General features: G+C 63.5%; 1 pseudogene. It reads left to right on the top strand.

Annotated features, from left to right (window positions below):
• Nucleotides 1-108: 108 nt before the first annotated feature.
• Nucleotides 109-518 (top strand): annotated as a pseudogene (locus tag EN991_RS38365) (cytochrome c oxidase subunit II); the annotation flags it as partial.

Genomic DNA, 518 nt, shown 5'->3' with positions numbered 1-518 from the left:
GTCTTCCGCCGCGCCGCAACGCAATGACGACATGATGGTGCATCCCTCGGAAAACCGCCTGCCGGATGCCGCGACACTGGGCAAATCACCGTGAAGCGCCCGGCCTCGATGGCCTTCGCCTTCTGTGTCCTGTTTCTGCAGGGATGCGCAGGCTGGCAGTCGGCGCTTGACCCGAAGGGCCCCGCAGCCGGCGAGCTGGCCTGGCTCATCTGGTTCTTTGCCGCGCTTTGCGCGGTTGTTTGGGCGCTGGTGATGATCGCTCTCGCAGCACCGCTGGTCATGCGATCGCGTTCCGGCGATGAACCCCTCCTACTCGACGAAGCGGCCGAACGCGGCAAGATGCGCGTGGTCGTGTCCGCCGTCGGAGTGACCACCATCATCCTGATCGGACTGACGCTGCTAAGCTTTTTCGCCAACAGGACGCTGGCTGCGATCGGCTCGGAGGCTGCGCTGACAATCAGGGTGACCGGGCACCAGTGGTGGTGGGAGGTGCGCTACGAGGATGCTATGTTTTTTTT

It is taken from the genome of Mesorhizobium sp. M7A.F.Ca.US.005.03.2.1, from assembly GCF_003997795.1.
Lineage (GTDB): Bacteria > Pseudomonadota > Alphaproteobacteria > Rhizobiales > Rhizobiaceae > Mesorhizobium > Mesorhizobium ciceri.
This window is presented reverse-complemented; position numbering and strand designations above follow the sequence as displayed.